The following is a 25,480-nucleotide window of genomic DNA, read 5'->3' on the forward strand; positions in this document are numbered from 1 at the left end:
CCGAACCCTCACCGGCCCCCGAACCAACCCCGATCCCACCACCCCCCGCCCCACCGAACCCCTCACCATCCCCCATCCCCCCGGACCCCGAACCAGTCCCCACCCCCGAGCCGGGCCCACCCCTCACCTGAGCGAGCCCCCAACCGGCATCACACAGCGGCACGCCAAGAACCGCCGTTAGGCAGCCCCGCACTCGACAGCCGTCACCAACCCGGCACCACCCCAGGGGCGCGGGGAACTGCGCGAAACCCCACCACGCACCCGCACCCGACGGCCGCCACCAGCCCAGGACCACCCCCAGGGGCGCGGGGAACTGCGCAAAATCCCACCACGCACCCGCACTGGACAGCCGTCATCAGCCAGGCACCAGCCGGCCAGGGGCGCGGGGAACTGCGCGAAACCACAGTTCACCCGCACCCACCCGACGAGCGGAACCCCCGCTGCTACGCCGAGACCTCGCTCCGGTCCCCGCCCCACAGCGTGTGGAACGAGCCCTCGCGGTCCACCCTCCGGTACGTGTGCGCCCCGAAGAAGTCCCGCTGCCCCTGCGTGAGCGCCGCAGGCAACCGCTCGGCCCGCAGGGCGTCGTAGTAGGCGAGCGCAGCGGAGAAGCCGGGCACCGCCACCCCCTGCCGGGTCGCCGCGATGATCACCTCGCGCCAGTCGTCCTGCGCCCCCGCGATCTCCCGCGCGAACGTCTCGTCGGACAGCAGGCTCGGCAGGTCGGCGCGGGCGTCGTACGCCGCGCGGATCCGGTCGAGGAACGCCGCCCGGATGATGCAGCCGCCCCGCCAGATCGAGGAGACGGCCCCGAGGTCGATGTTCCAGTCGTACTCGTCGCTGCCCGCCTGGATCTCGTGGAAGCCCTGCGTGTACGACACGATCTTCGACGCGTACAGCGCCTGCTCCACCCGGTCGGCGAACGCCGCCGCCTCCGCCTCGGAGAGCGGTGCCGGCTTCGGCCCGGCCAGCCCGCGGGACGCGGCCCGCAGATCGGCGTGGCCCGACAGGGACCGCGCGAAGACGGCCTCGGCGATGCCCGACACCGGCACGCCCAGGTCGAGCGCGATCTGGACGGTCCAGCGGCCGGTGCCCTTCTGCTCGGCCTGGTCCACCACCACGTCCACGAACGGCTTGCCGGTCGCCGCGTCCACGTGCGCCAGCACCTCGGCCGTGATCTCGATCAGGTACGAGTCGAGCCGGCCCGTGTTCCAGGTGCGGAAGATGTCCGCGATCTGCGCGGGGGAGTACCCGGCGACATCGCGCAGCAGCTGGTACGCCTCGCCGATCAGCTGCATGTCGGCGTACTCGATGCCGTTGTGCACCATCTTCACGAAGTGCCCGGCACCGTCGGGGCCGACATGCGTCACGCAGGGCGCGCCGTCCGCCACCGCCTTCGCCGAGATCTTCTCCAGCATCGGGCCGAGCGAGTCGTACGACTCCTTGGGGCCGCCCGGCATGATGCTCGGCCCGTGCAGCGCGCCCTCCTCGCCGCCGGACACGCCCATGCCGACGAAGTGGATGCCCTGCTCGCGCAGCGCCTGCTCACGGCGCCGGGTGTCCGCGAAGTGCGCGTTGCCCCCGTCGATGATCATGTCGCCGGGTTCGAGGAGCGGCGCGAACTCCTCGATCACCGCGTCCGTCGGGCCGCCGGCCTTGACCATGATGACGAGACGGCGCGGCCGCTCCAGCGCCGCCACGAACTCCTTGGCGGTCTCGGCCGCGATGAAGTCGCCCTCGTCCCCGAAGTTCTCCACCAGCTCGTGTGTCTTGGACACCGTGCGGTTGTGCAACGCCACCGTGTAGCCGTTGCGCGCGAAGTTCCGGGCGAGGTTGCGGCCCATGACCGCCAGACCCGTGACGCCGATCTGCGCCGTAGTGCTCATACCGCCTGCTCCTCAAAGATCAAGTCGATCCCGTAGCACGTGCAAGAGATGCTGCCGTCGCTCGTGCCCGCCAGTATTGCCCAAAGGCCATCCTGACTCGCCGTTCGACCGGCCGCACTTGCAGATACGGACGGCAGCGGCCGACGCCTCAGTAGCCTCACCGAACGCTTCGGAGAGGTACGGAAGAGGTGCGGGAGAGGCGCTGGAGAGCGCGTGGTGTTGAAGAGGCGTCAGTTCCGGTTCCCGCGCCGTCCCTTCACCGCGTGACGGCCGTTTCGCCAGGGGCGAGAGGCGGCTGATTGCCGTCTTGTCATGGCCTGTTCGGGGCGCTTACTTTTGGCCTTCCTGACGCGTGTGGCGAGGGGGGCTCCAGACATGGCCGAACGCGGCCGGCACCGCCGGTACCAGCCGAACCGGATCAACCGGGCCTCGCTCACCGTCACGGCGGGCGGCGCCGGTCTGGCGATCCCGCTGGCCGCCGCCGGGAGCGCCGACGCGGCCTCCGTGTCGACCTGGGACAAGGTCGCCGCCTGCGAGTCCAGCGGCGACTGGCACATCAACACCGGCAACGGCTACTACGGCGGGCTCCAGTTCACCCAGTCCACCTGGGAGGCGTTCGGCGGCACCAGATACGCGCCGCGTGCCGACCTCGCCACCAAGGACCAGCAGATAGCCGTGGCCGAGAAGGTCCTCGACGGGCAGGGGCCGGGTGCCTGGCCCGTCTGTTCGGTGCGGGGCGGGCTCACGCGCGGCGGCGACGAGCCGGACGTGCACACCGAGAGCACCCGTACCCGTCCGGCCAAGAGTTCCGTACGGGACGTACAGCCGCAGACCACACCCCAGTCCCGGGCCGGGAAGGCCGAGATGTACACCGTGGTGCGCGGTGACACGCTCTCCGGGATCGCCGAGGAACACGACGTCAACGGCGGCTGGCACCGGCTGTACGCCGCCAACCGCGCGACCGTCGGCTCCGACCCCGACCTGATCCTGCCGGGCCAGCGGCTCAGCCTGACCGGTGAGGCCGCCGCCAGGACGAAGGCCGGGACGAAGACGGGGACGAAGGCCAAGCCGAAGGCGAAGACGAAGACCGAGTCCAAGGCCAAGCCGGCCGCCGAGACCAAGAAGGCCGCCCCGCGCACCGGCCACTCCGTCGTCGCCCCGGTCGACGCCCCGATCGGCACGCCGTACCACGCGTCCGGCTCGCACTGGTCGAAGGGCTACCACACCGGCGTCGACTTCCTCGTGCCCACCGGAACCTCCGTGAAGGCCGTCGAGGCCGGACAGGTCGTCACGGCGGGCTGGGGCGGCTCGTACGGCTACCAGGTGGTGATCCGGCACGCCGACGGCCGCTACTCGCAGTACGCCCATCTGTCGGCGATCTCCGTGCGGGCCGGGCAGAGCGTGTCCGTCGGCCAGCGGATCGGCCGCTCGGGTTCCACCGGGAACGCCACGGGCCCGCATCTGCACTTCGAGGTGCGGACGGGGCCCGGTTTCGGCTCGGACATCGACCCGGTCGCCTATCTCCGGGCCGGCGGCGTCAGTATTTGACCCGCGTCCGGCGTCGGTCGAGGAGCGGGCCGTGCACGTAGTCGACGGCGGGCAGCAGGACGTCGGGCACCTCCGCCGGGGACGAGGTGCGCTGCTGCGGCATCTCGATCCGTGCCGGGCCCGCCGGGCCCGCCACGTCGCCGACGGCGAGCACCGCGCCGCCCACCGGCTCCGGAGCCGGCTCGGCCGGACCTGACGTCGCCGGGCCCGCGGCCGCGAGTCCCGCTTCCGCGAGCCCCGCCTCCGCCAGTTCCACCAGTGCCTCGACCAGCGGCTCGGGGGACGCCTCGGGCAGCGGCTCCGGGACCGTCTCCGCCGGGTGCGGGGTGTGCTCCAGGCGCTCGGTCGTCAGCAGGATCAGGCCACCCGCGGCCACCACACCGCAGCCGAGCGCCAGCAGGGTGCCCGTCGTGCCGTAGCGGAAGGCCTCGCCGAACATCGTGATGCCGACGGCGGCCGCCAGCACCGGGTTGACCACCGTGAGGGTGGCGAGCGGGGCCGCGAGGCCGCCACCGCGGTAGGCGGACTGCGAGATGAGCACGCCCGCGACGGCGTAGACGCCGATCACGCCCAGCCAGAGCAGGTCGGAGACGGCGATCCCGCCGTCCCAGTCGATGGCCACGACCTTGGTGAACACCGAGGACATGCCGAAGGCTATGCCGGACGCGGTGGCGAGCAGCACGCTGCGCACCGCCGGGTGCCGGTGTGCGGCCCGGCCCGCGATCATCAGCGCGACCACCGCGCCGCCGGTGACCAGGGACACCCCGATCCGCCCGGCGGAGTCCAGGGTGTGCGAGTCGGAGGTGCCGACCAGGGAGAGCAGTCCGGCCAGACCCACCGTGGCCATGATCGCGCCCCGCCAGGCGGTCGCCCCGGCCCTGCGGCCGACGAACAGGGCCGCCATGGGCAGGGCGAACACGATGGTGAGCGCGCCCAGCGGCTGGACCAGGCTCAGCGGGCCGTAGGCCAACGCCACGACGTGCAGCAGGCCGCCGAGGCCGTTGAGCGCCATCGCGCCCCACCAGCTCGGGCGGCGCAGCGGCGCGTACTGCTCGTCGGGGGAGGAGACCGCGACCTGCTCCTGCACGATCGCCCCGCCGGCGTAGGCGACGGCGGAGACGAAGGAGAGCAAGACGGACAACGCGAGGGCGCTCATGTACGGCTCCTCTGCGTCAGGCGCGGCCCTGAGGCCCCGCTCGGTGATCGGTCGGCTTCCATGAGCAACACTCTGCCGTCCCCGGTGCTTCCCGTCGTCGTACCTGAGCACCCAATGAGTCGTACTACCGATGGAGTAGGAGAGGGCCCTGATCATCCCCAGGGTGGGTGACGCCGGGTGGAGGAGCGGGCAGCCGGAATCCTAAGAACCCTGGTACTACTGCTGTTCGTGGACCTCGACCCCGATCTTGCCGCGCTCCGGCCGCTCGGCGGCTTCTTCGTGCTGCGGACGGTCCGACCGGCGGCCGGAGATCCGGGTGCGGCGCTGATCGACGAGCTGCCGACCCTCGCAAAGGCTTATAAAAATCCCAGGTCGGATGTTTATCGAGATGTCCTGACTTTCCGTGTCGAGGCTGTCGCGAGGGGTTTGCGGACCTCCGAGCTCCGGGTCGCGGCCTCCATCGCCCATCAGGCGCTGGCCGCGCGGCTCTGGTCCGTGGCCCTGGGCTGCGCCGTCCGGTACGGCGGCCTCCCGGATCTCGACCCCCGCCTGCTCCGCTGGGACACCGGGGCCGGCGCCCCCGACGACCTCTGGCTCACCGAGGTGCGCCCGCTGCCCGGCGGCGCCGATCCGGCCACGCTCACCGAGGCCGTCGTACACGGCCATCTCGAACCCCTGGAGGAGGCCGTGCGGGCCCGCTACGGCGTGGCCACCGGCCTGCTCCGGGGCAACGCGGGCTCCGCGCTGGCCGGGGCCGCACGGGAACTGGGCCGCTGGGCGCGTGCGAACAACCGTACGGATGCGGCCGCCCGGACCCGCGCCCTCACCGACGCCCTCTTCGCGCACCCCCGGCTGAGCGCCACCGGCACCCGCACCGGCCCGGCCTTCCGGCGGCGCAGCTGCTGCCTCTACTACCGGGTACCGGGCGGCGGGGTCTGCGGTGACTGTTGTTTCACACAACCACCGCGCTCTTCCCCGCGCGCCGCATCTGGGTGACCATGGACCAACCGGCCGTGGAGAGCGAGGGGTTGCGGGTGCGAGTCGGACTGCTGACCCGGGAGTACCCCCCGGACGTCTACGGCGGTGCGGGTGTTCATGTGGAGTTCCTCGCCCGGGAGTTGCGGCCCCTGGTCGACCTGGAGGTGCACTGCTGGGGCGAGGGCCGCGGGGTCGGCGTCGTCCGGCACCGCCCCTGGTCCGCCCTGGACACCGCCAACGACGCGCTGCGCACCTTCTCCGTGGACCTCGCCATGGCCGCGGGTCTCGAAGGCCGCGACCTGGTCCACTCCCACACCTGGTACGCCAACCTGGCCGGCCATGTCGCGAAGATGCTGTACGGCGTCCCGCATGTCGTGACCGCGCACTCGCTGGAGCCGCTGCGCCCCTGGAAGGCCGAGCAACTCGGCGGCGGATACGCCCTGTCCAGCTGGGCCGAGCGCAGCGCCGTCGAGGCCGCCGACGCCGTGATCGCGGTCTCCGGCGCCATGCGGGCCGACATCCTCGGCTGCTACCCCGCCCTGGATCCGGCCAAGGTTCACGTCGTGCACAACGGCATCGACACCGCCCTGTACCGGCCGGACCGCTCCACCGACGTGCTCGACCGGATCGGCATCGACCCGGGCCGCCCGTACGTGCTGTTCGTGGGCCGTATCACCCGGCAGAAGGGTGTGCCGCACCTGCTGCGCGCCGTACGGGACATCGACCCGGCCGCGCAGGTGGTGCTGTGCGCCGGGGCGCCGGACACACCCGAGATCGACCGGGAGTTCCGCGAGCTCTTCGAGGAGCTGAGCCGGGTCCGCGAGGGCGTGCACTGGATCCCCCAGATGCTGCCGCGCGCCGACGTCATCCAACTGCTCACGCACGCGGCCGTGTTCGCCTGCCCCTCGGTGTACGAACCGCTCGGCATCGTCAACCTGGAGGCGATGGCCTGCGGCACACCGGTCGTGGCGTCCCGGGTCGGCGGCATCCCGGAGGTCGTCGAGGACGGCAAGACGGGCCTGCTGGTCGATCTCGACGACGACTTCGAGGCGGGCCTGGCGCGGGCGCTGGACGCGGTCGTCGGCGACCGGGAGACGGCCCGGCGGATGGGCGAGGCCGGGCGCGAGCGTGCCGTCGGCGAGTTCGGCTGGGACGCGGTGGCCCGGCGCACGGTCCGGCTCTACGAGGAGATCCTCAAGCAGGCGTAATGACAGGCGTAACGAACAGGCCGCCTGTTCGACGCGATCCCGGTGCAGGCTTAGCGGATGTGCTCCCAGGGCAAGCATGGAGCACCAGGGTGAGGGGAGCGGCCATGCGTCGTGGTGGACCTTCGGTACTCGGGATCGTGCTGGCGGGTGGGGAAGGCAAACGCCTGATGCCGCTGACCGCCGACCGCGCGAAACCAGCTGTCACCTTCGGCGGGACATACCGTCTGGTCGACTTCGTTCTGTCCAACCTGGTCAACGCGGACGTGCTGCGCATCTGCGTGCTGACCCAGTACAAGTCGCACTCGCTGGACCGGCACATCACCACCACCTGGCGGATGTCCAGCCTGCTCGGCAACTACGTCACACCGGTACCGGCGCAGCAGCGGCTCGGCCCGCGCTGGTACCTGGGCAGCGCCGACGCGCTCCTGCAGTCCCTGAACCTCGTCAACGACGAACAGCCCGAGTACGTCGCGGTGTTCGGCGCGGACCACGTCTACCGCATGGACCCCCGGCAGATGCTCCAGCAGCACATTGAGGGCGGCGCCGGGGTCACGGTCGCGGGCATCCGCGTGCCGCGCGCCGAGTCCTCGGCGTTCGGTGTGATCAAGCCCGGCTCGGACGGGCAGACCATAGAGACCTTCCTGGAGAAGCCCGCGGACCCGCCGGGGCTGCCGGACGCCCCGGACACCGTGTTCGCCTCCATGGGCAACTACATCTTCAGCACCAAGACCCTGATCGAGTCGCTGCACCGGGACGCCGAGGACGACGACTCGGTGCACGACATGGGCGGCTCGATCCTGCCCCAGCTCACCGCCCGCGGCGAGGCCCAGCTCTACGACTTCGGCACCAACCACGTCCCCGGCGAGACCAGGAGCGACCGCGGCTACTGGCGGGACGTCGGCACGCTCGACGCGTACTACGACGCCCATATGGACCTGATCGCCGAGCGGCCGGCCTTCAACCTCTTCAACCGCAACTGGCCGATCTACACGCACTCCAACCAGCTCTCCCCGGCCCGGTTCAACGCCGGCGGCATGGCGAGCGAGTCCATCATCAGCGCGGGCTGCCTGATCCGCGGCCAGGTCACCCGGTCCGTGCTGTCACCGGGGGTGCGGGTCGACCCGGGCGCGGTGGTGCAGGGGTCGATCCTGCACGACAACGTCATCGTCGGACGCGGTGCGGTGGTGCGCGGCGCGGTCCTCGACAAGAACGTGGAGGTCCCGCCGGGCGCGACGATAGGCGTCAACCCGGAACGGGACGGGGAGCTGTACACCGTCTCCAAGGGCGGGATCATCGCCCTCGGGAAGGGCCAGCTGGTCACGTAACCCCCATCTTCTCGTCCGTGACGGGCCCGGCGCCGACCGCGCGCCGGGCCCGTCACGTGCGCGACGCGCTGCGCGCGAAAACCCCTCCTTACCGGGCTTTTCGGTCTTTCCCCCTCACGATGCAGACATCGATGTCGAGCTTCGGAGGTCATCCGACATGAGAGGGACCCGGCGCACACGGGTGTGCCTGGCCGGGGTGCTGACAGCGTCCGTGCTGTCCGGCACCCCCGCCGCAGTGGCCGCCGAACCGGCCGAAGGCCGACTCACCGACCTGGTGAACCCCTTCATCGGCACCCAGGACGAGGGCAACACCTTCCCCGGCGCGGCCGTCCCCTTCGGCATGGTGCAGCTCTCCCCGGACACCGGGCACAGCACCGGCTACGACTACTCCCAGCACCTGATCCGCGGCTTCTCCCTGGTCCACCTCTCGGGCGTGGGCTGCGCCATCGGCGGCGACCTGCCCGTCCTGCCCACCACCGGGGACGTGACCCGGACGGACTACGCCAAGTACGCCGCCGGGTTCAGCCACGGCGACGAGCAGGCGAGCCCCGGCTACTACCGCGTCGGCCTCGACTCCGGCATCCGGGCCGAGCTCACCGCGACCGCCCGCACCGGCGTCCAGCGCTACACCTTCCCGGCCACCGACCAGGCCAACGTCCTGCTCAACGCGGCCCAGTCGCTGCACAAGCCGGTCAGCGGCGAGATCGAGATCCTCGACGACCACACCGTCCGCACCAGGATCACCGGCCACGGCTTCTGCCGGGACACCGCCCCCTACACCGTCTACACGGTCACCCGCTTCAACCGCCCCTTCACCGCGTACGGCACCTGGAACGGCACCGCGATCACCCCCGGCTCCCGCACCGGAGCCGGCGGCGCCTACGTCCGCTTCGACACCACCCGGGACCGTACGGTCGAGGCGACCACCGCCCTGTCGTACGTCGACCCGCACGGCGCCGAGGTCAATCTGCGCACCGAGGGCGGACGTTCGTTCGACACGGTACGACGGCAGGCCCGGGACGCCTGGGAGCGACGGCTCGCCGACGTGCGCGTCCAGGGCGGCGACCCGACCCTGCGCCGCACCTTCTACTCCTCGCTGTACCGCACCTTCCTCGCCCCCAACGTCGGCAGTGACGCCGACGGCCGCTACACCGGCTGGGACCGCCGGATCCACCGGGCCAAGGGGTTCACCTACTACCAGAACTGGTCCCTCTGGGACACCTACCGCACCCAGGCCCAACTGCTCGCCCTGCTCGCGCCGCGCGAGGCCCGGGACATGGCGCTGTCGGTGCTGAAGGTCGACGAGGAGGGCGGCTGGCTGCCCCGGTGGGGCTACGGCACGGTCGAGACGAACATCATGACCGGCGACCCGGTCACCCCGTTCCTGACCACCGCCTACCAGCTGGGCCTGCTCAAGGGGCACGAGGAGCGGGCGTACCGGGCGCTGAGGAAGAACGCCGACGGCGTGCCGCCCGCCGCCAACCCCGGGATCGGCCGGGAGGCCAACGCCGAGTACCTCGCCGACGGCTTCGCGCCCTACCTCAAGGGCCGCCCGCACACCAAGGTCGGCGACTCCGACTACGACCACGGCGCCTCCGTCACCCTGGAGTACGCCCTGTCCGACGCGATGCTCGCCCAGATGGCCCGGGACCTCGGCCACGGCGCGGACGCGGCCCGCTATGCCACCCGGGCGCAGAACTACCGCACCGTCTTCGACCCCTCCACCGGCTTCTTCCGCGCCCGCGACGCCGCCGGCGCCTTCACCGGCAATCCCGACCCGGCCCGCGGCATCGGCTTCCACGAGGGCACCGCCTGGCAGTACCAGTGGCTGGTCCCGCAGGACCTGCCCGGCGTGATCTCCCTGATCGGCGGCGAGCAGGCCACCAACCGGCGGCTCGACTCCTTCTTCGCGTACGACAAGCTGCTCGCCGACCCCGCGAGGACCGCCCGCGAGGTCTGGGTGCACGGCAACGCGTACGCCTACTACAACGCGGCCGTCTACAACCCGATGAACGAGCCGGACCTCATCGCGCCGTACACCTACCTCTCCACCGGCCAGCCCTGGAAGACCACCGACGTGGTGCACGCGGCGCTGACCCTGTTCACCGACGGGCCGACCGGGATGACCGGCAACGACGACCTCGGCACCATGTCCGCGTGGAACGTGCTGTCGTCCATCGGCCTCTTCCCCGTCCAGCCGGGCTACAGCACCTGGGGCCTGTCCACCCCCGTCTTCGACCGGGTCGACGTCCGCCTCGACCGCCGTTACTGGCCGAGCGGCGGCTTCACGGTCACCGCGCCGGGCACCTCGGCCGCCGACCGCTACATCCAGCGGGCCCGCACCGACGGAACCGACTACCGCCGGACGTATCTGACGACCGGTTCGCTGCGCTCCCTGCGATCGCTGGCGTTCACGGTCGGCTCGCGCCCGTCAGAGTGGGGTACGTCACCCGAGGCGGCGCCACCGGCGCTGAGGTGACCTCAGGTGTCCCTTGAGTCCCGCCTCTTTCGGAGGGGGCGGGACTTAATCTGCTGTTAACTGAGCGTAGCGTGATCGTACTTGACCGTAATCATGAGTCGGCGTTTGACTGCTGATCCACCCTCCGTCGACACGAGGCACCCTCTTTGATGACTGCGACTGCTGATCTGCTCGCCCCTCTCGATCTGGCGTTCTGGAACATCGAGTCCGACCGGCACCCGATGCACCTCGGCGCGCTGGGCGTCTTCTCGGCGCACTCGCCGACCGCCGGCGCCCACGCCGCCGATCTGCTCGCGGCCCGCGCCGCCGCCGTGCCCGGACTGCGCATGCGCATCAGAGACGTCTGGCAGCCACTGGCGTTCGGCGGCGCCGCCCGGGAGACCGACCCGGACTTCGACCCCCTGAACCACGTCCGGCTGCACGCCCCGACCGCCGACTTCCAGACCGTCGCCGGCCGCCTCATGGAACGCCCGCTGGAGCGCGGCCGGCCGCCGTGGGAGGCGCATGTGCTGCCCGGCGAGGACGGCGTCTCCTTCGCGGTGCTGTTCAAGTTCCACCACGCCCTCGCCGACGGGCTGCGCGCCCTCAAACTGGCCGCCGGGGTCATGGACCCCCTCGACCTGCCCGAGCGCACCGCCCGCGCGATCGAGCCGCCGCGCCCGATGATCGCCCTGCCCGACGTCCGCAAGGTGCCCGAGCTGGTGCGCGGCGCCCTCTCCGACGTGGGCCGGGCCCTGGACATCGGCGCCTCCGTCGCCCTGTCCGCGCTCGGGGTGAGCTCCTCGGCCGCCCTGAAGTCCGAACCCACCGGCACCCGCTCCATCGCCGGGGTCGACCTCGACATCGACGACGTGCACCGCGTCCGCAAGGCCGTCGGCGGCACCGTCAACGACGTCCTGATCGCCGTCGTCGCCGGCGCCCTGCGCCGCTGGCTCGAAGAGCGCGGCGAGGGCACCGAGGGCGTCGCCCCGCGCGCCCTCATCCCCGTCTCCAAGCGCCGCCCGCGCACCGTCGCCCCACAGGGCAACCGGCTCTCCGGCTACCTGATACGGCTCCCGGTCGACGACCCCGACCCGCTCGCCCGCCTCGGCCGCGTCCGCACGGCGATGGTCCGCAACAAGGACGCCGGCCCCAACCGGGGCGCCGGTGCCGTCGCCCTGCTCGCCGACCATGTGCCGGCGCTCGGGCACCGGCTCGGCGGGCCGCTCGTCGGCCAGGCCGCCCGGCTCTGGTTCGACATCCTCGTCACCAGCGTCCCGCTGCCCGGCCTGGGCCTGCGCCTCGGCGGCCACCCCCTCACCGCCGTCTACCCCCTGGCCCCGCTCGCCCCCGGCCAGTCCCTCGCCGTCGCCATCTCCACCTACCGCAACCAGGTCCACTACGGCCTCGTCGCCGACGCCACCGCCGTCCCCGACCTCGACGTCCTCGCCCGCGCGGTCACCGACGAGGTCGACTCCCTGATCGCGGTCTGCGACACCTGACGACCGGCCGACGGCGGGGCGCGCCGCGCTGCCGCGCCCCCGTCCGCGGCAGCGGCGCCGTGCACCAGACGGGGTCCGCCACGGCGGGGTGGCGCGCACCCCGGCGCGCCGCCCGCGGTTCGTCATGGCGGCGACAGGTTCGGTGAAGGCGGCAGACGGTTGTGTTACCCGCCCTCGCTTCGTCAAGGCGGGGGTTAGTTCAGCGTCGGCGGAGACGGTTTGCGGCGGCGGTTCGCGGGTTGTGGCCCGTGGACCGGCGTGCATCGTGCCGCGCACGGCGGTGGCGGTGACGGTGTCGGCGACTGGCGGATTGTGGCGGCGGCTCGCGGTTCGTGACCGCCTCGGGCGGTGGGCGTTATGCCGCGCACGGTTCGTGGAAGGCGTGTCGGTGCTGGTGTCGGCGGTGCACAGCCCGCGGCTCCGGTCGCCGTTCGGACGGGCGGGTGCCGACGGACGACTGCGGCCGTGCGGCGAACAGCGCGCGCCCGCCCAAGACCGCTGCCCGCGTACATCGAACCCGCTACCGCTCATGCGAACGGCGTGCCGAATGACGATCTACCTCCCCGCGCACACGAACCACGGGCCGCACGCCGCCACCGCACCCTGATCCGCGGCCCCGGAGAGGCGGGCCTTCTCGGGGCCGTCCGTCATCCGTCATTCGGGCGGGTTTGGTCCTGGGGCCCGGTGCTCCGTAAAATTCCCCGTTCGAAAGCGGGCGCGAGTCGGAGCGCCGGTGGTGGATCAGGGAAGCGGCAGCGCGATGACGGTGACACAGGACGGCTCGACGGCCGAGGACGCGGTGGACGCGGTGGTCCACGGCCCCGGCATCGACCCCGAGCGGCTCGCGGTCTGCCTCGGCGTGCTCGAGGAACTGGACAAGCTGGACGTCGACCACCCGGACGCCATCACGGTGCGCCGGGCCACGGCCGGTGTCTACCGCACGGTGAAGCAGCGCCGCCGCCAGGACCGCCGCGCCGCCAAGACCGCCCACGACAAGGCGGTCACCGAGGCCACCGCGACCGGCTCCGCGCAGCGCATCGACGACGAGACCGAGGGCCTGCTGCCCTCCTCGCAGACCGAGGAGGGCCGGGTCGCGGGGATACTCCAGCGCCCGCGCTCCTGCTACACCTGCAAGACCCGCTATGTCGAGGTCGACTACTTCTACCACCAGCTCTGTCCGGACTGCGCCCGGCTGAACCGCGCCAAGCGCGACGCCCGCGCCGACCTGACCGGCAAGCGCGCCCTGCTCACCGGCGGCCGGGCCAAGATCGGCATGTACATCGCGCTGCGGCTGCTGCGCGACGGCGCGCACACCACGATCACCACCCGCTTCCCCAAGGACGCCATCCGCCGCTTCACGGCGATGGACGACTCGGCGGACTGGCTGCACCGGCTGGAGGTCGTCGGCATCGACCTGCGCGACCCGGCGCAGGCCGTCGCCCTGGCCGAGCGGGTGGCCGAGGCGGGGCCGCTCGACATCCTGGTCAACAACGCGACCCAGACCGTACGCCGGCTGCCCGCCGCCTACGCCGCCCTGGTCGACGGCGAGAGCGCCCCGCTGCCCGCCGGTGAGCTCCCCGCCCACCATGTCATCGGCGCCTTCAACTCCGGCGCCGTCGACGGCATCGCCGCGCTGCCCATCGGCACCAGCGGCCTCGACGCCCAGAAGGTCGCCGACCTCGCGCTCGTCGCCGGCAACGCCAGCGTCGCCCGGCACCTCGACGGCACCGCCATCGACGCGGGCGGACTCGTCCCCGACGTCGTCGACAGCAACACCTGGGTGCAGACCATCGACCAGATCTCCCCGGTGGAGCTCCTGGAGACCCAGCTCTGCAACTACACCTCGCCGTTCATCCTGATCAGCGCGCTGCGCCCGGCCATGGCGGCGGCCGCGAAGAGGGCGGCGCGCGGCCGGTCGTACGTGGTGAACGTCTCGGCGATGGAGGGTGTCTTCGGCCGTGGCTACAAGGGCGCCGGGCACCCGAACACCAATGCGGCGAAGGCGGCCATGAACATGGTCACCCGGACCAGCGCGGTGGAGATGTTCGAGTCCGACGGGATCCTCATGACCTCCGTCGACACCGGCTGGATCACCGACGAGCGCCCGCACTTCGACAAGCTGCGGCTCGCCGAGGAGGGCTTCCACGCACCCCTGGACCTGATCGACGGCGCGGCCAGGGTCTACGACCCGATCGTGCGCGGCGAGGACGGCGAGGACGTGTACGGCGTCTTCCTGAAGGACTACGCGCCGGGCAAGTGGTGACCCCCGCTTAATCGTTGGCGGCCTCCGGCACCGGCGCCCTACTGTTCAGGCAGGCGCCGGTGTGCCCGGTGCGCAGGTCACGCGTACTTCGTGGTTCGATCCCATACGGGCCCACCCAGGGGCCCGTCGCCCGTCGGGGGCAGCCGCGTTGCCGACTCGATCTCGGGCACAGCCGACCGCTATCGCGCGGTGTGCGCCGCTCTCACCCGGGTGCCGCCGTCCACCACCAGGTCGGCTCCGGTGACCCACGCGGCGGCGTCCGACGCCAGCCACAGCACGGCACCCGCCACGTCCCCGGGCTCACCGATCCGTCCCATCGGCAGCCCCCGGGCGATCTCCGCCTCCCGCGGCTCCCACATGAACCGCGCCATCTCCGTGCGCACCAGCCCCGGCGACACCGAGTTCACCCGCACCCGGGGTGCCAGTTCCCCCGCCAGCTGCTGGGTCAGATGCAGCAGCGCGGCCTTGCTGGTGCCGTACGCGCCGACGTCGGGGCCGACATGGGCCGCGCCCTCCGTGCAGATGTTGACCACCGAGCCGCCGTGTTCCCGCATCCAGCCCCGCCACGCGCACTGCGTCAGCCGCAACGGCGCCTCGACGTTGACGGTGAACGCCTCCCGCCACACCCCGAGGTCGGCGTCCATGAGCGGTCCGTACGGGCGGTTCGTCGCGGCGTTGTTGACGAGGATGTCCAGCCGCCCGAACCGGTCGAGCGCCAGCCGGGTCAGCTCCCGGGCGTGCTCCGGCTCCGCCACACTGCCGGCCAGGCCGATGCCGCCCAGCTCCGCGGCCGTCCGCCGCACCTCGCCGGCGTCCCGCGCGCTCACGCACACCAGTGCCCCGGCCGCCGCCAGCGCCTCGGCGACCGCCCGCCCGATCCCGCGCGTGCCGCCGGTGACGACGGCCGCCCTGCCCCTGAGCCCGTACGACGACGTCATCGCCGTACCGTCTCATGACGAACCGTCAGTCGACAGCCCCGAGGCGGGAGTTGCGGGCCGCGACCAGTTCGAGCACGGTCCGCCAGTCCTCCAGGACACCCGCGTCGAAGCTCGCGCCGCGGCTCTCCTCGTCGGCCTGGCGCAGCCGCAGGACGTCGTCGTCGGCGGGGACGCCGTCGCCGCGGACCAGGTGGTAGACGCGCTCCCCGAGCAGGTGCCGTACGGCGTGCGCGGCGCCGTCGGCGGGGCCCAGCAGTTCCTCGATGCCGTGCACCAGGCCCGCCACCTGGAGTTCCTTGTCGGCGGGGCGGCCACGGCGCAGCAGGGCCGCGGTGCGCAGGGCGCGCTGGTGCCGGCAGGCGTACAGCAGATCCATCAGCTCCTCGACGCTGCGCAGCTCCATGCGTCAGTCCTTCCGCGAGACAGCCGTTGTCCTGCGCCATCGGATCATGTCGAGTTTTCGACCCGGCCAACGCAACCTGAACTGCGCAGCCTGTGAAGGGAGCGGGGGCCCACGGTTTCGAAGGTGTGTTCGTTCGGCTAGGCCGAGCGGGTGGACCGTAAACGGGGCATGATGTTACGAACGGGTGTATTTCGGGGCCGCTGAAGTGCGGAGCGACTCGCGATAGTTACAGCTTGTTTGCACTCCCTATCGAGCGGACCTGCGCTCATTTGGTTAATCTAGGGGGGACGGACAGCAGTACGGGGTCCCACCCACACCCACGGTCCGTCCCGGGACAAGCCGGAAGACAACGGCCTGCTCTCTTCTGAGTTACCGGCGCCACCGCGTCCGAACTGGCCTTCCATCCAGACCCGCGCGGGCGCCCGGCACCGGTACGCAGACCGTCCGGTACGCCCCGAGGGTGACCGACACATAAGGAGTGCGCGGTGACACCGGAGAAGACGAATCGCGAGCAGCGCCCCAAGGAACGCACGGAGCGCGCCGGCAGCAGGCCCGGACAGCTCGGCAGCCTCGACGTGTGGGCCCGGTCCGCCCCGATCCGCCTCGCGGGTTACGAGGAGGACCTCGCCGAGCCCCACATCCTGCCCAGCGTGGACTGACCAGCCGGTCAGTTCCGTCGCGATCGCCGACGCGCATGGGCGTGCGAGACTCACGCCCATGCTGATCAGAGAAGCCACCGCGGCCGACTGGCCGCAGATCTGGCCCTTCTGGCACCGGATCGTCGCCGCCGCCGAGACGTACGGATGGGACCCCGACACCTCGGAGGAAGCGGCCCGCGCCTTGTGGATGAGCCCGGCGAAGCGTGTCTACGTCGCCGAGGACCCCACCGGCGCCGTCGTCGGCTCCGCCTACCTCACCCCGAACTACGGGGGCCCCGCCGCCGGCGTCGCCAACGCCGGCTTCATGGTCGATCCGGACCGGGGCGGCCAGGGCATCGGGCGCGCGCTCGCCGAGCACGTCCTCGCCGAGGCCCGGGCGCACGGCTACCGGGCGATGGTCTTCAACGCCGTCGTCGAGACCAACCCAGCCGTGGCCCTGTGGACCTCCCTCGGCTTCACGATCCTCGGCACGGTCCCGCGGGCCTACGACCACCCCCGGCACGGGCCGGTCGGCCTGCACATCATGTACCGCGCCCTGTGAGCCGCGTCAGGCTTCGCTGTTCCGGGCCAGCGGGGGCGTCGACCCCAAGGGCCGGCCGGGCTCAGTCGAGCGGCGCCGTCCGCTGCCACGGCCGCAGCGTCTCCAGCTGCCCGGCCACCTCCAGCAGCACCGCCTCCGAACCCGGCCGCCCCACCAGCTGTACGGCGCAGGGGGCGCCCGAGGGCAGCGAGCCGAACGGCACCGACATCGCCGGCCAGCCGGTGAGGTTCCAGGGCGGGGTCAGCGGCGAGTAGTTGGTGTTGACCAGCACGTTGCGCAGCCAGCCGCGCTCGTGCCAGGGGCCCGCCTTGGGGGAGCGGCGGGCCAGGGCCGGGGCGAGCACGACATCGTGCTCCGCGAAGAACGGGGCGAGCCGGGCCCGCAGCCGCTCACGCGAGTCGCCGCCCCGCACGCTGCCGAGGAAACGGCGTCCGAGGGCCGCGTGCACCCGGGTCCGCCGGGTCAGCAGCGCCGGATCCAGCGCGGCCGCGTCCACCGCCGTCCCCGCGGTCCAGTGCCGCAGCGAGGTGATGCTCAGCGACATCGGATACGGCGGCTCGGCGGGCCGCGGCCGGTGCCCGGTGCCGGCCAGCAGACCGGCCGCCTCGCGTACCGCGTTCGTATACGGCTTGGTCACGCTCACCCCGGCCAGCGGGCTGCGCACCGACACGGCGATCTTGTACGACGGGCGCTGCTCCGCGCTCTCGAACCCGTTCTCCGCCAGGACCGAGAGCATCAGCCGGGCGTCCTCGACGGTGGTCGCGAGCGGCCCGTTCTCCGACATGCCGAACCAGTCGCCGTTGCCGATCCCGGCCGGGACCACCCCGAACCCCGGCTTGATCGTGACCAGGCCGCAGTTGGCCGCCGGGATGCGCAGCGAGCCCATGCCGTCGTTGCCCAGCGCGATCGGCACCATCCCGGCGGCGACCGCGGCGGCGCTGCCGCCCGAGGAGCCGCCGGCGTTGCGCGCGGTGTCCCACGGGTTGCGCGCGGTGCCGTGCACGCCCTCGGTGGTGCCGAAGACGCACAGTTCGGGCACGTTCGTCAGCCCGACGACCACCGCGCCCGCCGCCCGCAGCCGGGCCACGGTGACATGGTCGGCGTCGGCCGGGGTGTCCGGCGTGGCGGCGGAACCGTCCCGGTGCGCCTCACCCCGCACCGCCAGATTGTCCTTGACGGCCACCGGCACACCGGCAAGGGGGAGTTCGGCGAGATCGGCGCGCGCCGCGACCTCGTCCGCCTCCGCCGGCGCCGCGTCGGCCCGGACCTTCCGGAACGCGCCGATCCGCCCGTCCAGCCGGGCGATCCGCTCCAGATGCCCGGCCACCACCTCCCGGGGGGTGACCCGCTTCTCGCGGACGGCGGCGGCGATCTCGGCGGCGGTCCGGCCGGTCCAGCTGGTCACGGGTGCTCCTAGGGGTACGGAAAGGGGCCTACTCGTCGGTATGAAAGGGCACTCTGCCCCGTTACCGGCCGCGCGTCGAGAGCGGGGACCGCGGGGGCCGAGGTCGGACGCCGTGCCAGGCGGAACTCGGTCCACGCACTTTCTTCGCAGATCATCCGATCACTGACTCAACTCCCGCACATGCACGCCCCATTGACAGGCCTCTGGGCCCGCTCAATCATCAGACATCCGATGAATGGAGCCGCGCATGAGCATGTCTCCTGTTCCAAGACGCCAGGTCCTCGGGGTCGCGGCCGGTGCCGCCGCGGCGAGCGCCCTCTCCCTCTCCGCGACGGCCGAGGCACAGGCCGCCGAACCGGCCGGCGCGAGGAGCGGCGGGGGAGCGGACGGAGCGGCCGCAGCCTCCTGGGTTCCCGTCCCCGACCCGGTCCCCGTCCCGCTCGACTCCCTCTACGACAACGACGGCATCGACACCGCCGCCGCCCGGGGCGGTGACTTCGACGGCTCCGGCTACACCTTTCCCGGCGAGGAGCTCCCGGCCGGCCGGGTCGAGGTCGACGGCATCCCCTTCGACTTCCCCGCCGCGGCCGCGGGCGCCAGGAACAACGTTGTCGCGCGGGGCCAGCGCATCGATCTCCCCCCGGGCCACTACCTCTCGGCCGTCTTCCTGACCGCCGGCAGCTACGGCAACGCCTCCGGCACGGCCACCGTCCACTACGCCGACGGCACGACCACCACCGCGGGGCTGAGCGGCGGCGACTGGTACGCGGTGGGCGGTCCGCTGGCGGCGCCGTACCGCTACCGGCCGGACGGCTCCAAGGACGAGCACGGCGTCGGGATCGGCACCTCGGAGGTGTGGACCGACCCGCGGCGCGAGGCGGTCGCCCTGACCCTGCCGGTCACCGATCCGGCCGAGGCCGGCAAGACCTCCCTGCACGTCTTCGCGCTCTCCCTCCAACCCGCGGCGCAGGGCAGGGCGTTGGTCCTGCGCGACGCCCGCTCCACCAGCTCCCTGCTGGCCGCCACCGGCGCCCAGAGCGTCGAGGCCACCGTCGTCAACGCGGGTACCGTCCCGATCCTGGCCGGCGACGCGGTGTCCGTCCGCGTGGCCGTCCCCGGTGCCCGCACCGTCGAGCCCGCCCGCGTCCGCCGCCTCGACCCCGGCGAACAGGCCCGCGTCCGCGTCGGCATCCGCAACCGCACCGGCACCGCGCCCGGCACCGAGCAGGACGGCACGGTCGGTGTCCACGGCCGTGGCGGCCACATCACCTCGGCCCGGCGCACGTTGACGCTCGGCACCGCCGACTACCGGCCCACCGAGACCTCGTTGGCCGGCCACCGGGCGCCGTACTGGTTCAACGACGCCAAGTTCGGCATCTTCATCCACTGGGGCGTCTACTCGGTGCCCGCCTGGGCGCCGGTCGGGGTGCAGTACGCCGAGTGGTACTGGGACCAGATGCAGGACCCGAACAACCCCACCTACACCTATCACCGGAACACCTACGGCGAGGACTTCGCCTACGACGACTTCATCCCCAGGTTCACCGCCGAGAAGTTCGACCCGCGCGCCTGGGTGGAGCTGTTCCGGGACGCCGGCGCCCAGTACCACGTGCTGACGTCCAAGCACCACGAGGGCTTCGCCCTGTGGGACACCAAGGTCTCCGACCGCAACGCCGTGAAACTGGGCCCCCGACGGGACCTGGTCAAGGAACTGTTCGCCGCGTCCCGGCGCCACACGCCCGAACTCCACCCCGGCCTCTACTTCTCCATGCCCGAGTGGTTCAACCCCGACAGCCCCTGGATGGGCCACGCCCCGCGCAACCCGTACACGCTGGAGCCGCTGCCGTACACCGGGTACACGGCGGGCAAGGACTACGTGAAGGACTTCCAGGCCCCGCAGATGCTCGAACTGATCCACGGCTACGACCCGGAGATCATCTGGTGCGACATCGGCGGCGCGAACGACAGCGTCGACGTCCTCGCCGAGTACTTCAACCACGCCAAGAACCGCGCCCGCCCGGTGGACGTGACCGTCAACGACCGCTCGGGCATCGGCTTCCACGACTACACGACCCCCGAGTACACGACGTACGCGGACACGGTCGTCGCCAAGTGGGAGGCCAGCCGCGGCCTGGACCCCCGCAGCTACGGCTACAACAGCGCGACCCCGGACGACGCCTACATGACCGCCGAGGAGATCGTGCACAGCCTGGTCGACATCGTCTCCAAGAACGGCAACTTCCTGCTGGACATCGGCCCGCGCGCCGACGGCACCATCCCGGAGATCATGCAGACCCGCTTGCGCGAGACCGGCGCCTGGCTCGCGGTCAACGGCGAGGCGATCCACGGCACGACGTACTGGTCGCGCATGGCCGCACTCGGCGAGGACCTGCGGTTCACGGTCCGCACGAACGAGGCGTTCTACATCCACTCCCTGACCCGGCCGGGCGCCCGGCTCACCGTCGAGGCACCGGTGCCGGTCCGCAGCGGCGACAAGGTGACCATGCTCGGCCACGACCGGCCGCTGACCTGGACCGTCCGCGACGGTGCCCTGGTCGTCGACGTACCCGAGGCGGCCCGGCGGGCGGGACGGCATGTCTGGGTGTTCAAGGTGGAATGGCATGGGTGAGCTCAGGAGGAGACTGCTGCGGCTGTTCGGGCTCGCGGCGGCGCTGACCCTGCTCGCGACCCCGGTCCCGGCGGTCGCGCAGGAGCGACAGCAGACCCCGGTCACCGTGCCCGCGCTGACCGACTGGACGCCGGAGCAGGGGAGTTACGCGTTCGGCCCCGGGACCCGGCTGGTCGCCTCCGGCGCCGCCGGCCGCAGGGTCGCCGACACCCTCGCCGACGATCTCCGCACGGCCGGACACGGGGCGGTCCCGGTCGTCACGGGCGCCTCCCGCCCCGGCGACATCGTGATCGACGTCCGCCCCTCCGCCGGGCCCACGCTGGGCGCCGAGGGCTACGAACTCCGCTCCGGCCGCGAACTGTCCCTCACCGGCGCGACCGAGACCGGCGCCTTCTACGGCACCCGCACCCTCCTCCAGCTCCTCGCCCAGGGCGACCGGATCCCGGCCGGACACACGGTCGACGTACCGCGCTACCGCGAACGGGGCGTCGGCGTCTGCGCCTGCTACATCCACGTCTCCCTGCCCTGGCTGGAGAACCTGGTCCGCGAGATGGCGTACCACAAGCTCAACCAGCTGCTCCTGGAGCTGAAGGTGAAGAGCGACGCCCATCCCGAGGCGAACACCTGGGGCTACTACACCAAGGACGAGATACGACGGCTGGTCGCCCTCGGCGACCGCTACCACGTCGAGATCATCCCCGAGATCAACTCCCCGGGCCACATGGACCCGTGGATCGAGAACCGCCCCGACCTGCAACTGACGGACTCCGACGGCGTGAAGCAGCCCGCCCGGCTCGACGTCACCCGGCCGGAGGCCTTCGACTACTACACCGGCCTCATGGACGAGTACGCCCAGGTCTTCACCGCGAAGTCCTGGCACATGGGCGCCGACGAGTACATGCTCGGCTCGGACTACGCCAAGTACCCGCAGATGCTCCAGTACGCGCGGGACAGGTACGGCCCCGGCGCCACCCCGCAGGACGCGTACGTCGACTTCGTCAACCGCGTCCAGGCCTACGCGGCGGGCAAGGGCAGGCACCTGCGCATCTGGAACGACGGCCTCACCGGAGCCAACACCGTCCCGGTGGCGGCCGGGACGACCGTGGAGCACTGGCTGAACGTGGCCGTGAAACCGAGCGCGCTCATCGCCCAGGGCTACCCGGTGATGAACGCCTCGTACTCCCTCTATCTCGTCCGCGGCGGCTTCCACAGCGACACCGAGGCGCTCTACGACCAGAGTTGGGACCCCCGCTCCTTCGAGGGCGAGAAACTCACCTCCGCCACCGGCATCACCGGCGCGAAGATCAGCCTCTGGCCCGACAACGGCCGCGGCGAGACCGAGAACGAGGTGGCCACCGAACTCTGGCCCGCCCTGCGCCACATCGCCCAGGCCACCTGGGGCGCCCCGCATCCGGACGCCACCTACGCCGAGTTCACCGCGCGCGGCACGGCCGTCGGACACGCACCGGGGTGGCGGGACCTGACGACGGTACCGGTGGCCGACGGGACGTACACCTTCCGCGCGGACGGGCTGTCGTACACCCTGTCCGTGCTCCGCACGGCGGACGGCTACGCGACCCTGCGCGGGGCCGGCGGCTGCCTGGAGATGAGCGGGGGCAGGCTCACGCTCAACGTCCCGCTCCAGCCCGGCATCGAGGCGACCTGGGCGCCCTGCGACAGCACGAACACCCTGCAGCGCTGGGAGTTGGAGCCCGCGGCCGACGGCTACCACCTGATCAACGCGATCACCCGCATGGCGCTGTCCGTGACCGACGACGGCCGACCGGTCCAGTACCCGCCGGACCAGCGCACCCCCGCCCTCTGGCACCTCTCCTGACCCGAGGAGCACCCCCATGGATCTCTCCAGGCGCGTCTTCGTCGCCTCGGCAGCCACCCTGGCGGTGACGGCAGGCCTCCCGGCCCTCCCCGCCACCGCCGCGGACCCCGACCTCTCCCGTATCCCCGTCACCCCCGACGACACCCCGGCCGACCTGGTCCGCAAGGCCTCCCAAGTCCGCCCCACCGCACGGCAGACCGCCTGGCAGGCACTGGAACGCACCGCCTTCCTGCACTTCGGCGTGAACACCTTCACCGGCCTGGAGTGGGGCACCGGCGACGAGAACCCGAACGTCTTCCAGCCGACCGGCCTCGACACCGACCAGTGGGCCCGGGCCCTGCGCGACGGCGGCTTCCGCCTCGCCATCCTCACCGTCAAACACCACGACGGCTTCGTCCTCTACCCGTCCCGCTACACCGACCACACCGTGGGATCGAGCAGTTGGCGGGACGGCCACGGCGACGTCCTCCGCTCCTTCGCGGACTCCATGCGCCGGTACGGCCTGAAGGTCGGTGTCTACCTCTCCCCGGCCGACGAGAACCAGTACCTGCACGGCGTGTACGCCAACGGCAGCGCACGGTCCGCCCGTACGATCCCGACCCTGGTGGACGGCGACAGCCGCTCCCCGTCCCGCTTCCTCACCCTCGACGCCACCGACTACGGCGCCCACATGCTCAACACCCTCTACGAGGTCCTCACCGAGTACGGCCCGGTCGACGAGGTCTGGTTCGACGGCGCCCAGGGCCACATCCCGCCGGGCAAGGTGGAGAACTACGACTGGGACAGCTGGTACACGCTGGTGCGCACCCTCGCCCCCGACGCGTCCATCGCCGTCACCGGGCCCGACGTCCGCTGGGTCGGCAATGAGGGCGGCCTCGCCCGCGAGGACGAGTGGAGCGTCCTCCCGGTCAAGGAGAACCAGTACGGCCGCACGGACTGGGCCCTCTCCTACGACACCGCCGACGAGGGCAGCCGTGCGGCCCTGGTCACCGCCCAGCCGAAGACCGACTACCTGCAGTGGTGGCCGGCCGAGTGCGATGTGTCGATCCGCGACGGCTGGTTCTACCACGCCGACCAACAACCCAAATCCGTCGACGACTTGACCGAGATCTACTTCGGCTCGGTCGGCCGCAACGCCGTCCTCCTGCTCAACGTCCCACCGGACACCGACGGCCTGCTGCACGCCACGGACGTCGTCCGGCTCCGTGAGTTCCGGGAGCGGGTGGACCGGGAACTGCCCGCCGACCTGACCCGGGGCGCGCGGCGATCCGTGACACCGGGCGGGGTGACCGTGGACCTCGGCCGCGAGCTGGACGTGGACCGTGTCCGGCTGGCCGAGGACATCCGGTTCGGGCAGCAGGTGGAGAGCCTTGTGGTCGAGGCGTACACGGCGGGCGCCTGGTCCCCGGTGGCCACGGCCGGCACGGTCGGCGCGAGCCGGATCCTGCGGCTGACGGAGCCGGTCCGCGCACGGCGCTGGCGGGTACGGGTCACGGCGGCGCGGGCGGGGGTGCGGATCGCGGAGTTCGGGCTGTACCGGTCGTCGGTCTAGGAGCGGGTGGCCGGTGCCGTGCTGCCCCGGAGGGCGAGGCGCGGCACCGGTACCCGTACCGCCCGGGCCGCGCCCCCGTCCAGCAAGGACGTCAGTTCACGGGCGGCCGTGCGGCCGAACTCGGTGCTGTCGCGGGAGAGGGCGGAGAGCCAGGGCTTGACCATGCGGCAGAGGGCGGAGTCCTCCCAGGAGACGACGGAGATGTCGTCGGGGACGGAGTAGCCGAGTTCGGCGGCCGCGGCGACGCCGGCGACCGCCATCACGTCGTTGTCGTAGATGAGGGCGGTCGGGGGCGGGGTGGTGCGCAGGACGCGGCGGGTCACGGCGGCGCCCTCGGCGTCGGAGTAGTCGGTGGTGACCGAGCGGACCTCGGACAGGCCCCGGCCCTCCGCCTCGGTGCGCAGGGTACGGATCCGGCGCTGGGTGTGGGCGAGGCCGGGCAGGCCCGCGATGTGCACGATCCGGCGATGGCCGAGTGCGGTCAGCTCGTCGACCACGGAGGCCATCGCGGCCGCGTCGTCGGCCCAGACCGTGGACAGTCCGGGATGGCGTTCGTCGGGGGCGCCGCCGATCACCACGGCGGGCAGGCCGAGTTCGTCGAGGAGGTCGGGGCGGGGGTCGTCGGCGCGGGGGTCGACCACCAGGATGCCGTCGACCCGGTGCTCGGCCCACCAGCGGCGGTAGACCGCGCACTCGTCGGCCACGTCCTCCGCCATCTGGAAGAGCAGGCCCAGGTGGCGTTCGGCGAGCACCTCCTGGATGCCGGAGACCAGTTGGAGGAAGAAGGAGTCCACGCCGAGCGAGTGCGCGGGGCGGGCGAGGACGAAGCCGACGGTGGCCGCGCCCTCGCCGGACAGGGCGCGGGCGGCCGTGCTGGGCCGCCAGCCGAGCTGTTCGGCCACCCGGTGGACCCGGGCCCGGGTGGTCTCGGAGACCCCGGGACGGCCGTTGAGCGCGAAGGAGACCGCGCTCTCGGAGACTCCGGCCCGGCGCGCGATGTCCTTCATCGTCGGCCGGCGCGCGGGGGTGCGTTTCTCCGCCAACTCACTTCCTCATTCGGTCGGGACCGTGAACCGCTAATGCGCTTGAGTGGCAACACCCTAAAGCGTATTAGTGATCTGCCGCAATGCGCTGGCAACACCTTTCTGAGCAGGGGTTTTGAGTCACTAATGACTTTAGCTGTGCCGAATCC

At 72.1% G+C, this 25,480-nt stretch carries 18 protein-coding genes; 12 read left to right on the forward strand and 6 right to left on the reverse strand.

The genetic code is table 11. The features are described from left to right. Positions 1 to 443: 443 nt before the first annotated feature. Entirely contained in the window at positions 444 to 1,886 is a 1,443-nt protein-coding gene (gndA, locus tag ACIPSJ_RS33575) for an NADP-dependent phosphogluconate dehydrogenase (RefSeq protein WP_401351439.1), read from the reverse strand. Between the two features lie 375 nt (positions 1,887 to 2,261). Between gndA and ACIPSJ_RS33580 the strand changes: the two genes are divergently transcribed. Then, positions 2,262 to 3,434: a transglycosylase family protein gene (locus ACIPSJ_RS33580; RefSeq protein ID WP_401351441.1), complete on the forward strand. Its 1,173-nt coding sequence runs from the start codon at positions 2,262 to 2,264 to the stop codon at positions 3,432 to 3,434. On the opposite strand, the gene ACIPSJ_RS33585 is transcribed toward ACIPSJ_RS33580, so the two are convergent. Then, positions 3,424 to 4,590 carry a DMT family transporter gene (locus ACIPSJ_RS33585; RefSeq protein ID WP_401351442.1) on the reverse strand — a complete coding sequence of 389 codons (1,167 nt, stop codon included), beginning with the start codon at positions 4,588 to 4,590 and terminating at the stop codon, positions 3,424 to 3,426. The two genes, ACIPSJ_RS33580 and ACIPSJ_RS33585, sit on opposite strands and share 11 nt — an antisense overlap. A gap of 210 nt (positions 4,591 to 4,800) precedes the next feature. Here ACIPSJ_RS33585 and ACIPSJ_RS33590 point away from each other — a divergent pair, with 210 nt between their 5' ends. From ACIPSJ_RS33590 to ACIPSJ_RS33615, 6 genes are all read left to right on the forward strand, one after another. Then, on the forward strand, positions 4,801 to 5,586 hold the full coding sequence (locus tag ACIPSJ_RS33590) for a (2Fe-2S)-binding protein (protein WP_401351570.1): 786 nt from the start codon (positions 4,801 to 4,803) through the stop codon (positions 5,584 to 5,586). A gap of 38 nt (positions 5,587 to 5,624) precedes the next feature. Beyond that, a complete protein-coding gene (gene glgA / locus ACIPSJ_RS33595; protein WP_359223033.1) occupies positions 5,625 to 6,776 on the forward strand; it encodes a glycogen synthase in 1,152 nt (383 codons plus the stop codon). 104 nt (positions 6,777 to 6,880) lie between these two features. Continuing rightward, complete coding sequence (glgC, locus tag ACIPSJ_RS33600; RefSeq protein WP_401351443.1) at positions 6,881 to 8,101, forward strand: glucose-1-phosphate adenylyltransferase; 1,221 nt, start codon at positions 6,881 to 6,883, stop codon at positions 8,099 to 8,101. 157 nt (positions 8,102 to 8,258) lie between these two features. Further along, entirely contained in the window at positions 8,259 to 10,580 is a 2,322-nt protein-coding gene (locus ACIPSJ_RS33605) for a GH92 family glycosyl hydrolase (RefSeq protein ID WP_401351444.1), read from the forward strand. Between the two features lie 149 nt (positions 10,581 to 10,729). Continuing rightward, positions 10,730 to 12,061, forward strand: coding sequence for a wax ester/triacylglycerol synthase family O-acyltransferase (locus ACIPSJ_RS33610; RefSeq protein ID WP_401351445.1), 1,332 nt, complete (start codon positions 10,730 to 10,732; stop codon positions 12,059 to 12,061). 760 nt (positions 12,062 to 12,821) lie between these two features. After that, complete coding sequence (locus ACIPSJ_RS33615; RefSeq protein WP_401351447.1) at positions 12,822 to 14,324, forward strand: SDR family NAD(P)-dependent oxidoreductase; 1,503 nt, start codon at positions 12,822 to 12,824, stop codon at positions 14,322 to 14,324. A 179-nt stretch (positions 14,325 to 14,503) separates the two neighbouring features. Here ACIPSJ_RS33615 and ACIPSJ_RS33620 read toward each other — a convergent pair whose 3' ends face one another. Continuing rightward, a complete protein-coding gene (locus ACIPSJ_RS33620) occupies positions 14,504 to 15,262 on the reverse strand; it encodes an SDR family oxidoreductase (protein ID WP_401351448.1) in 759 nt (252 codons plus the stop codon). A 25-nt stretch (positions 15,263 to 15,287) separates the two neighbouring features. Then, on the reverse strand, positions 15,288 to 15,665 hold the full coding sequence (locus ACIPSJ_RS33625) for a hypothetical protein (RefSeq protein WP_401351450.1): 378 nt from the start codon (positions 15,663 to 15,665) through the stop codon (positions 15,288 to 15,290). A gap of 485 nt (positions 15,666 to 16,150) precedes the next feature. Here ACIPSJ_RS33625 and ACIPSJ_RS33630 point away from each other — a divergent pair, with 485 nt between their 5' ends. Together ACIPSJ_RS33630 and ACIPSJ_RS33635 are read left to right on the forward strand one after the other, a co-directional pair. Continuing rightward, positions 16,151 to 16,324 carry a hypothetical protein gene (locus ACIPSJ_RS33630; protein ID WP_189267454.1) on the forward strand — a complete coding sequence of 58 codons (174 nt, stop codon included), beginning with the start codon at positions 16,151 to 16,153 and terminating at the stop codon, positions 16,322 to 16,324. A 58-nt stretch (positions 16,325 to 16,382) separates the two neighbouring features. Next, positions 16,383 to 16,865, forward strand: coding sequence for a GNAT family N-acetyltransferase (locus ACIPSJ_RS33635; RefSeq protein WP_359225678.1), 483 nt, complete (start codon positions 16,383 to 16,385; stop codon positions 16,863 to 16,865). 61 nt (positions 16,866 to 16,926) lie between these two features. Here the strand turns inward: ACIPSJ_RS33635 and ACIPSJ_RS33640 are convergent, their stop codons facing one another. Next, on the reverse strand, positions 16,927 to 18,270 hold the full coding sequence (locus ACIPSJ_RS33640; RefSeq protein WP_359225680.1) for an amidase family protein: 1,344 nt from the start codon (positions 18,268 to 18,270) through the stop codon (positions 16,927 to 16,929). A gap of 253 nt (positions 18,271 to 18,523) precedes the next feature. Here ACIPSJ_RS33640 and ACIPSJ_RS33645 point away from each other — a divergent pair, with 253 nt between their 5' ends. Genes ACIPSJ_RS33645 through ACIPSJ_RS33655 form a run of 3 tightly spaced genes read left to right on the forward strand, consistent with a single transcriptional unit; the run spans position 18,524 to position 24,288 of the window. Continuing rightward, on the forward strand, positions 18,524 to 20,899 hold the full coding sequence (locus ACIPSJ_RS33645) for an alpha-L-fucosidase (RefSeq protein WP_401351572.1): 2,376 nt from the start codon (positions 18,524 to 18,526) through the stop codon (positions 20,897 to 20,899). Then, positions 20,892 to 22,736 carry a family 20 glycosylhydrolase gene (locus ACIPSJ_RS33650; protein WP_401351452.1) on the forward strand — a complete coding sequence of 615 codons (1,845 nt, stop codon included), beginning with the start codon at positions 20,892 to 20,894 and terminating at the stop codon, positions 22,734 to 22,736. Before ACIPSJ_RS33645 ends, ACIPSJ_RS33650 begins: the two co-directional genes overlap by 8 nt. A gap of 16 nt (positions 22,737 to 22,752) precedes the next feature. Beyond that, the gene (locus ACIPSJ_RS33655) at positions 22,753 to 24,288 is read left to right on the forward strand and encodes an alpha-L-fucosidase (protein WP_401351454.1); all 1,536 of its coding nucleotides are present in this window, start codon (positions 22,753 to 22,755) and stop codon (positions 24,286 to 24,288) included. Here the strand turns inward: ACIPSJ_RS33655 and ACIPSJ_RS33660 are convergent. Next, complete coding sequence (locus ACIPSJ_RS33660; protein ID WP_401351456.1) at positions 24,285 to 25,331, reverse strand: LacI family DNA-binding transcriptional regulator; 1,047 nt, start codon at positions 25,329 to 25,331, stop codon at positions 24,285 to 24,287. The genes ACIPSJ_RS33655 and ACIPSJ_RS33660 overlap by 4 nt on opposite strands. Positions 25,332 to 25,480: the final 149 nt, after the last annotated feature.

It is taken from the genome of Streptomyces sp. NPDC090088, assembly GCF_044747345.1.
Taxonomy (GTDB): domain Bacteria; phylum Actinomycetota; class Actinomycetes; order Streptomycetales; family Streptomycetaceae; genus Streptomyces.